This window comes from Streptomyces sp. 13-12-16, assembly GCF_002114215.1.
Classification (GTDB): Bacteria; Actinomycetota; Actinomycetes; order Streptomycetales; family Streptomycetaceae; genus Streptomyces.
Genome location: NZ_NCTE01000688.1, coordinates 18,327 through 26,757, shown reverse-complemented (window position 1 = coordinate 26,757; position 8,431 = coordinate 18,327). Strand labels below are relative to the sequence as shown.

The 8,431-nt window shown below is 70.3% G+C and carries 7 protein-coding genes; 2 read left to right on the top strand and 5 right to left on the bottom strand.

Going from position 1 to position 8,431, the window contains the following annotated elements:
* Positions 1–108 precede the first annotated feature (108 nt).
* Genes pgl through tkt form a run of 5 tightly spaced genes read right to left on the bottom strand, consistent with a single transcriptional unit; the run spans position 109 to position 6,714 of the window.
* Positions 109–894 (bottom strand): 6-phosphogluconolactonase, encoded by a 786-nt coding sequence (pgl, locus tag B7767_RS26215; protein WP_085574346.1) that lies wholly within the window; start codon positions 892–894, stop codon positions 109–111.
* Positions 891–1,949 carry a glucose-6-phosphate dehydrogenase assembly protein OpcA gene (opcA, locus tag B7767_RS26210; RefSeq protein WP_085574345.1) on the bottom strand — a complete coding sequence of 353 codons (1,059 nt, stop codon included), beginning with the start codon at positions 1,947–1,949 and terminating at the stop codon, positions 891–893. The genes pgl and opcA overlap by 4 nt, the downstream gene beginning before the upstream one ends.
* Positions 1,946–3,469 (bottom strand): glucose-6-phosphate dehydrogenase, encoded by a 1,524-nt coding sequence (gene zwf, locus B7767_RS26205; protein ID WP_085574344.1) that lies wholly within the window; start codon positions 3,467–3,469, stop codon positions 1,946–1,948. Before zwf ends, opcA begins: the two co-directional genes overlap by 4 nt.
* Before the next feature lie 4 nt (positions 3,470–3,473).
* The gene (gene tal / locus B7767_RS26200; RefSeq protein ID WP_085574343.1) at positions 3,474–4,592 is read right to left on the bottom strand and encodes a transaldolase; all 1,119 of its coding nucleotides are present in this window, start codon (positions 4,590–4,592) and stop codon (positions 3,474–3,476) included.
* Positions 4,593–4,626: 34 nt separating this feature from the next.
* Entirely contained in the window at positions 4,627–6,714 is a 2,088-nt protein-coding gene (tkt, locus tag B7767_RS26195; protein WP_085574342.1) for a transketolase, read from the bottom strand.
* Between the two features lie 342 nt (positions 6,715–7,056).
* Between tkt and B7767_RS26185 the strand changes: the two genes are divergently transcribed.
* Together B7767_RS26185 and B7767_RS26180 are read left to right on the top strand one after the other, a co-directional pair.
* Positions 7,057–8,043 (top strand): heme o synthase, encoded by a 987-nt coding sequence (locus B7767_RS26185; RefSeq protein WP_085574341.1) that lies wholly within the window; start codon positions 7,057–7,059, stop codon positions 8,041–8,043.
* A gap of 93 nt (positions 8,044–8,136) precedes the next feature.
* The coding region (locus tag B7767_RS26180) for a hypothetical protein (RefSeq protein WP_085574340.1) at positions 8,137–8,431 on the top strand (295 nt) is incomplete at its 3' end.

The window sequence follows — 8,431 nt, the reverse complement described above, 5'->3', positions numbered from 1 at the left end:
GGGGGGGGGGGGGGGAGGGGTTCTCGCCCCTGCCGCCCCTTCCCGTCCCGGACCCGGGGGCGCTGCCCCCGGACCCCCGCTCCTCGAACTCCCCCAGAGGGGCTTGAGTCAAGCCGACGCCGCTGGATACAGCTCCCTCGGCAGCTGTGAGGCCGCCGCCCTGTCCAGGAGCCACAGGGTGCGGGCGCGGCCGTACGCGCCCGCTGCCGGGGACTGGATCTCTCCCGCGCCGGAGAGGGCTATCTCCGCAGCCTCCGCCTTGTCCTCGCCGGCCGCCAGCAGCCAGACCTCCCGGGCCGCCCGGATCGCGGGGAGGGTCAGGGTGACCCTCGTCGGCGGGGGTTTCGGGGCGCCGTGGACGCCCACCACCGTGCGTTCCGTCTCCCGGACCGCCGGGAGTTCCGGGAAGAGGGACGCCACGTGCGTGTCCGGGCCGACGCCCAGCATCAGGACGTCGAAGGTCGGGACCGGGCCGTGGTTGGTCGGGTCCGCCGCCGCGGCCAGTTCTTCCGCGTAGGCCGCAGCCGCCGCGTCCACGTCCGCGCCGTGCGGACCGTCCGACGCGGGCATGGCGTGCACGCGCTTCGGGTCCAGCGGCACCGCGTCCAGCAGCGCCTCACGGGCCTGGGTGACGTTGCGCTCCGGGTCGCCCTCCGGCAGGAAGCGCTCGTCGCCCCACCACAGGTCCAGCCGGGCCCAGTCGATCGCGTCCCGGGCCGGGGCCGCCGCCAGCGCGGCCAGCAGGCCGTTGCCGTTGCGGCCGCCGGTCAGGACCACGGACGCCGAACCCCGCGAGGCCTGCGCGTCCACGATCTTCGTGATCAGCCGGGCCGCCGCGGCCTGCGCCATCAGCTCCTTGTCCCGGTGCACGACCAGCTGCGGTGCCGTACTCACTTCGCCGCCGCCTTCTTCACCGGTGCCTGCGCCGTCGCCCGGTCCGCGGGAGCTTTCGCAGCCGTCTCGACGGGGGCCGGGACCGCTTCCCGTTCTCCTTTGGCCGGTGCGTCACCCCTCTTCGACCCCGACGACTTCAGGCGTTCCACGCCGTAGCGCAGGGCCGAGGCGTAGGTGTCGTCCGGGTCCAGGCGGCGCAGTTCCTCCGCGATCAGCTCCGCCGTGTCGCGGCGCTTGAGCGCCACCGCACGCTTCGGCTGGCCCTGGATGGACAGCGTCGCCAGCGAACCGTCGGCGCGGTCCAGCACGATCGGACCGCAGTCGGTGTCCATGCGGACCGCCGTGAGCCCCGGGCCGCCGGAGCGGGAACGCCTGACGGGGACGTCCAGCCGGTCCGCGAGCCACATCGCCAGCAGCTCGCAGCTCGGGTTGAACTCCTCGCCCTCCACCTCGACGCCCTGCACCTCGCAGGCGATCTGGTCCAGCGCCGCCGCCAGCATCGAACGCCAGGGCGTGATGCGGGTCCACGACAGGTCCGTGTCGCCGGGGGTGTAGGCGTCGGCGCGGGCGGCGAGCTCCTCCACCGGCTTCTCGCAGGCATAGGTGTCGGTCACCCTGCGCTGGGCCAGCGCGCCCAGCGGGTCCTTCGCCGGGTCCAGCGGGGCGTTGACCGGCCACCACACCACCACCGGGGCGTCCGGCAGCAGCAGCGGCAGCACCACCGACTGGGCGTGGTCGACGACCTCGCCGTACAGGCGCAGGACGACGGTCTCGCCGGTGCCGGCGTCCGCGCCCACCCGGACCTCGGCGTCGAGGCGGGACTGGGTGCGGTCACGGGGGGAGCGGGAGACGCGCTTGATGACGACCAGCGTGCGCGAGGGGTGCTCGCGCGAGGCGTCACCGGCCGCCTTCAGCGCGTCGTAGGCGTTCTCCTCGTCCGTGACGATGACCAGCGTGAGCACCATGCCGACGGCCGGGGTGCCGATGGCCCGGCGGGCCTTCACCAGCGCCTTGTTGATCTTGCTGGCCGTGGTGTCCGTGAGGTCTGTCTTCATGGCCGGCGCCAGCTCCGTCCGTCTCGCTCGAGCATTTCGTCCGCCTCGACGGGGCCCCACGTCCCGGCCGGGTACTGGGCCGGCCTGCCGTTCTCGTCCCAGTACTCCTCGATCGGGTCGAGGATCTTCCAGGACAGCTCGACCTCCTCCGTGCGCGGGAAGAGGTTGGAGTCGCCGAGCAGGACGTCCAGGATCAGGCGCTCGTACGCCTCCGGGCTGGACTCGGTGAACGACTCGCCGTAGGCGAAGTCCATCGACACGTCCCGGATCTCCATCGACGTGCCCGGCACCTTGGAGCCGAACCGGACCGTGACGCCCTCGTCCGGCTGGACCCGGATGACGATCGCGTTGGAGCCCAGCTCCTCGGTGGCCGTCGTGTCGAAGGGGGAGTGCGGCGCCCGCTGGAAGACCACCGCGATCTCGGTGACCCGGCGGCCCAGCCGCTTGCCGGTGCGCAGGTAGAAGGGGACGCCCGCCCAGCGGCGGTTGTCGATGCCGACCTTGATGGCGGCGTAGGTGTCGGTCTTCGAGGAGGCGTCGATGCCGTCCTCCTCCAGGTACCCGACCGCCTTCGCGCCGCCCTGCCAGCCGGCCGCGTACTGCCCGCGCACGGTGTCCCGGCCCAGGTCCTTCGGCAGCCGTACGGCACCGAGCACCTTGGTCTTCTCCGCCGCCAGCGCGTCCGCGTCGAAGGAGGCCGGCTCCTCCATCGCGGTCAGCGCCAGAAGCTGCAGCAGGTGGTTCTGGATGACGTCACGCGCGGCGCCGATGCCGTCGTAGTAGCCGGCCCGGCCGCCGATGCCGATGTCCTCGGCCATGGTGATCTGCACATGGTCGACGAACGACCGGTTCCATATCGGCTCGAACATCGTGTTGGCGAAGCGCAGCGCCAGGATGTTCTGGACCGTCTCCTTGCCCAGGTAGTGGTCGATGCGGAAGACCTGGTCCGGGGCGAAGACCTCGTGGACGATCGCGTTCAGTTCCTCGGCCGACCTCAGGTCGTGCCCGAACGGCTTCTCGATCACCGCGCGGCGCCAGGAACCGTCCCTCTGGTCGGCCAGCCCGTGCTTCTTCAGCTGCTGGATGACCACCGGGAAGGAACGCGGCGGCACCGACAGGTAGAAGGCGAAGTTGCCGCCCGTGCCCTGTGCCTTGTCCAGCTCCTCGATCGTGTCGCGCAGCCGCTCGAACGACTCGTCGTCGTCGAAGGTGCCCTGCACGAAGCGCATGCCCTGGATGAGCTGCTGCCAGACCTCCTCGCGGAAGGGGGTGCGGGCGTGCTCCTTGACCGCGTCGTGGACCTCCTGGGCGAAGTCCTCGTTCGCCCACTCCCGGCGGGCGAACCCCACCAGCGAGAAACCCGGCGGCAGCAGGCCCCGGTTGGCGAGGTCGTACACGGCCGGCATCAGCTTCTTGCGGGACAGGTCGCCCGTCACGCCGAAGATGACCAGGCCCGACGGCCCCGCGATACGCGGGAGCCGTCGGTCGGCGGGGTCACGCAGCGGATTGCTGCTCGACAAGGTCTCAGCCCTCCGAGGGGGCGAGGCGCTGAAGCTCCGCCTCGGTCGACTTCAGCAGGTCGTTCCAGGAGCCCTCGAACTTGTCGACGCCCTCGTCCTCCAGAAGCTGCACCACCTCGTCGTACGAGATGCCGAGCGCCTCGACCGCGTCCAGGTCGGCGCGGGCCTGCTCGTAGGTGCCGGTGACGGCGTCGCCCCGGATCTCGCCCTTCTCCTCGGTGGCGTACAGCGTCGCCTCCGGCATGGTGTTCACCGTGTTCGGCGCCACCAGCTCGTCGACGTACATCGTCGCCTTGTACGCCTTGTCCTTCACACCGGTCGACGCCCACAGCGGACGCTGCTTGTTGGCGCCCTCGCGCTCCAGCGCGCTCCAGCGGTCCGTGGAGAAGACCTCCTCGTACGCCTGGTAGGCCAGGCGCGCGTTGGCGATGGCGGCCTTGCCGCGCAGCGCCTTGGCCTCGTCGGTGCCGAGCGCGTCGATCCGCTTGTCGATCTCGGTGTCCACGCGGGACACGAAGAAGGACGCCACGGAGTGGATCTTCGACAGGTCCAGGCCGCGCTCCTTGGCCTTCTCCAGGCCGGTCAGGAACGCGTCCATGACCTTGCGGTAGCGCTCCAGGGAGAAGATCAGCGTGACGTTGACGCTGATGCCCAGGCCGATGACCTCGGCGATCGCCGGGATGCCGGCCTCGGTCGCCGGGATCTTGATCAGCGTGTTGGGCCGGTCCACCAGCCAGGCGAGCTGCTTGGCCTCGGCGACCGTCGCGCGGGTGTCGTGCGCCAGCCGCGGGTCGACCTCGATCGAGACCCGGCCGTCCTGGCCGTCGGTGGCGTCGAAGACCGGGCGCAGGATGTCGGCGGCGTCGCGGACGTCCGCCGTGGTGATCATCCGGATGGCCTCTTCGACGGTGACCTTGCGGGCGGCGAGGTCGGCGAGCTGCGTGTCGTAGCCGTCGCCCTCGGAGATCGCCTTCTGGAAGATCGTCGGGTTGGTGGTGACGCCCACGACGTGCTGCTGGTCCATCAGCTCGGCGAGGTTGCCGGACGTGATCCGCTTGCGCGACAGGTCGTCCAGCCAGATCGCGACGCCTTCGTCGGAAAGGCGCTTGAGTGCGTCTGTCATGGAAATTCCATCTCCTACGTGTCGTGTATGGGCGTCAGCGCTGGGCTGCGGCGATCGATTCCCTGGCGACGGCCGCCACGTTCTCGGCGGTGAAGCCGAACTCCTCGAACAGCACCTTGCCGTCGGCGGAGGCACCGAAGTGCTCCAGGGAGACGATCCGGCCGGCGTCCCCGACGTACTTGTGCCACGTGAGGCCGATACCCGCCTCGACGGCCACGCGCGCCTTGACGGCCGGCGGCAGGACGCTGTCCCGGTACCCCTGGTCCTGCTCCTCGAACCACTCCACGGACGGCATGGACACCACGCGCGTCGGCACACCGTCGGCCTGGAGCCGCTCGCGCGCCTCGACGGCGACGTGCACCTCGGAGCCGGTCGCGATGAGGACGACCTGGGCGTCGCCGCCCTCCGCGTCGAACAGCACGTAGCCGCCCTTCGCCGCGTCCTCGTTCGGCTCGTACGTCGGCACGCCCTGGCGGGTCAGCGCCAGACCGTGCGGGGCGCCCTTGCCGAACTCCTTCGTCCAGCGGGTGAGGATCTCCCGCCAGGCGATCGCGGTCTCGTTGGCGTCGGCCGGGCGGACCACGTTCAGACCGGGGATGGCGCGCAGCGAGGCCAGGTGCTCGACCGGCTGGTGCGTCGGGCCGTCCTCGCCCAGACCGATGGAGTCGTGCGTCCACACGTAGGTGACCGGCAGGTGCATCAGCGCCGACAGCCGGACGGCGTTGCGCATGTAGTCGGAGAAGACCAGGAACGTTCCGCCGTAGATGCGGGTGTTCCCGTGCAGCGCGATGCCGTTCATCTCCGCGGCCATGGCGTGCTCGCGGATGCCGAAGTGGATCGTGCGGCCGTACGGGTCCGCCTCGGGCAGCGGGTTGCCGACCGGGAGGAACGACGACGTCTTGTCGATCGTGGTGTTGTTGGAGCCCGCCAGGTCGGCCGAGCCGCCCCACAGCTCCGGGACCACCGCGCCGAGCGCCTGGAGCACCTTGCCGGACGCGGCACGGGTGGCCACGCCCTTGCCCGGCTCGAACACCGGGATGACGTCCTGCCATCCCTTGGGCAGCTCACCGGCGGCGATCCGGTCGTACTCGGCGGCGCGCTCGGGGTTGTTGTCCCGCCACTGCTGGAAGGACTTCTCCCACACCGCGCGGGCCGCCTGGCCCCGCTCCAGCGCCTTGCGGGTGTGGCCGATGACCTCGTCGGTGACCTCGAAGCTCTGCTCCGGGTCGAAGCCCAGGACGCGCTTGGTGGCCGCGACCTCGTCGTCGCCGAGCGCCGAGCCGTGCGCGGCCTCGGTGTTCTGCGCGTTCGGCGCGGGCCAGGCGATGATCGAGCGCATGGCGATGAACGACGGACGGTCGGTGACCTTCTTGGCCTCCTGGACCGCGTCGTAGATCGCGTTCGGGTCCAGGTCGCCGTCCGGCTTCGGCGCGACACGCTGCACGTGCCAGCCGTACGCCTCGTACCGCTTGACGACGTCCTCGGAGACGGCCGTCTCGGTGTCGCCCTCGATGGAGATGTGGTTGTCGTCCCACAGCAGCACCAGGTTGCCCAGCTTCTGGTGGCCCGCGAGGGAGGACGCCTCGGCGGAGATGCCCTCCTGGAGGCAGCCGTCACCGGCGATGCAGTAGACGAAGTGGTCGAACGGAGACTCGCCCGCGGGGGCCTCCGGGTCGAACAGGCCGCGCTCGTAGCGCGCGGCCATCGCCATGCCCACGGCGTTGGCGACACCCTGGCCCAGCGGGCCGGTCGTGGTCTCCACGCCCGTGGTGTGCCCGTACTCCGGGTGGCCCGGCGTCTTCGAGCCCCAGGTGCGGAACGCCTTCAGGTCGTCCAGCTCCAGGCCGAAACCGGCCAGGTAGAGCTGGGTGTAGAGGGTCAGGGACGAATGGCCGGCGGACAGCACGAAACGGTCCCGCCCGACCCAGTCGGCGTCCGCCGGGTCGTGCCGCATCACCTTCTGGAAGAGGGTGTAGGCGGCGGGCGCCAAACTCATCGCCGTACCCGGATGGCCGTTACCGACCTTCTGTACGGCATCGGCGGCCAGGACGCGGGCGGTGTCGACGGCCCGCTGATCCAACTCGGTCCACTCGAGGTCTGTGGTGGTCGGCTTGTTGCTCACCCTGAGTCAGGGCTCCTCTCCACATGGATTCGGACGGCCGGTGACTGCCCACCGGCGTGGTCGAGCCTACCCCCGTAGGACGTGCCTTTTTCCGCGTCATTCCAGAGTGCGGGCACTCTTGTGGATCCGCCTCCTGACCGGTTCGTTTTCCCATTCGGCAGATGAATACGGAGCCGCTCATCCGGGTGCTCAATCGAGCTTCGGGGCGCACCTCGGAGGGAGCCGGCCAACACGAGCGGACCCCCGCGAATGTCCGGGTCTGGGCAACGTCTACAGTGGCGTGGTACGCGCGAGCCTTTACCCCCACCTCGTACGGGGAGGCTTGCTGGAATCTCTGTAGGGGTGTGCGTGACGGCCGTTGAATCCCGTCCTGGGGGTACCTCCCAGGCCCTTAAGGCTCTGGGGGAGGGGGTGCTGGGGACGAGTCAGAGCCCTGCCCGTCGGCCGTTCGGGGCCCGTGTGATGGCGTTCGTGGCTCTCACCAAGCCGCGGATCATCGAGCTGCTGCTCATCACCACCGTCCCGGTGATGTTCCTGGCGCAGCAGGGCGTCCCCGACCTGGGGCTGGTGCTGCTGACCTGCGTCGGCGGCTACCTGTCCGCGGGCGGCGCGAACGCGCTCAACATGTACATCGACCGCGACATCGACGCGCTGATGGACCGCACCTCGCAGCGTCCGCTGGTGACCGGCATGGTCAGCCCGCGCGAGTGCCTGGCCTTCGGCATCGCCCTCGCGGTCGTCTCGACCCTGATGTTCGGGCTCGCCGTCAACTGGCTGTCCGCGTGGCTCTCCCTCGGCGCACTCCTCTTCTACGTCGTCGTCTACACGATGCTCCTCAAGCGGCGCACGTCGCAGAACATCGTGTGGGGCGGCATCGCCGGCTGCATGCCGGTGCTGATCGGCTGGTCCGCGGTCACCAACTCGCTGTCGTGGGCGCCGGTCGTCCTCTTCCTCGTCATCTTCTTCTGGACGCCGCCGCACTACTGGCCGCTGTCCATGAAGGTGAAGGACGACTACGCGCGCGTCGGCGTGCCGATGCTGCCGGTCATCGCCTCCAACAAGGTGGTCGCCAAGCAGATCGTGCTCTACAGCTGGGTCATGGTCGCGGTGTCGCTGCTGCTCACCCCGCTCGGCTACACCGGCTGGTTCTACACGGCGGTCGCCCTCGCGGCGGGCGGCTGGTGGCTGTGGGAGGCGCACGCGCTGCTGAACCGCGCGAAGGCCGAGGTGACGGGCGGCAAGCTGAAGGAGATGCGGCTGTTCCACTGGTCCATCACCTATGTGTCGCTGCTCTTCGTGGCCATCGCGGTGGACCCGTTCCTGCGGTGACCGTTCCTTGCTCGCCGACCGGGCGGGGTACGTGGTCAAGGCCACGGACCCCGCCCGTCGCCGTTCGATCTACCCGTCGGTAGCATCCTGGTCATGGCAGACACGCAGCAGGTGGACCCGAAGGCCGGGCAGAAGGCGGCCCGGCTCGCCAAGCAGATCAGCGGCTTCGCCACGGCACACGGCGGCGCCGAGGGACAGATCGCGTACCTCGGACAGCGCGGCGCCCGCATCGTCCTCGTCGGCGAGGACGGCGACTGGGGTGACGTCTTCGCCCCCTCGGTGGAGATCGCCCAGAAGGCCGTGGAGAAGGCGGGCATCACGGTGCACGAGAACTTCGACGGAGAGTTCGCGGCGAAGGTGAGGACGGGGCCGTACGAGTGGAGCCGCA

Excerpts from the sequence above, each read along its gene's own strand:
- tal (WP_085574343.1), bottom strand. The coding sequence starts at position 4,592 with ATGACAGACGCACTCAAGCGCCTTTCCGACGAAGGCGTCGCGATCTGG.
- opcA (WP_085574345.1), bottom strand. The coding sequence starts at position 1,949 with ATGAAGACAGACCTCACGGACACCACGGCCAGCAAGATCAACAAGGCG.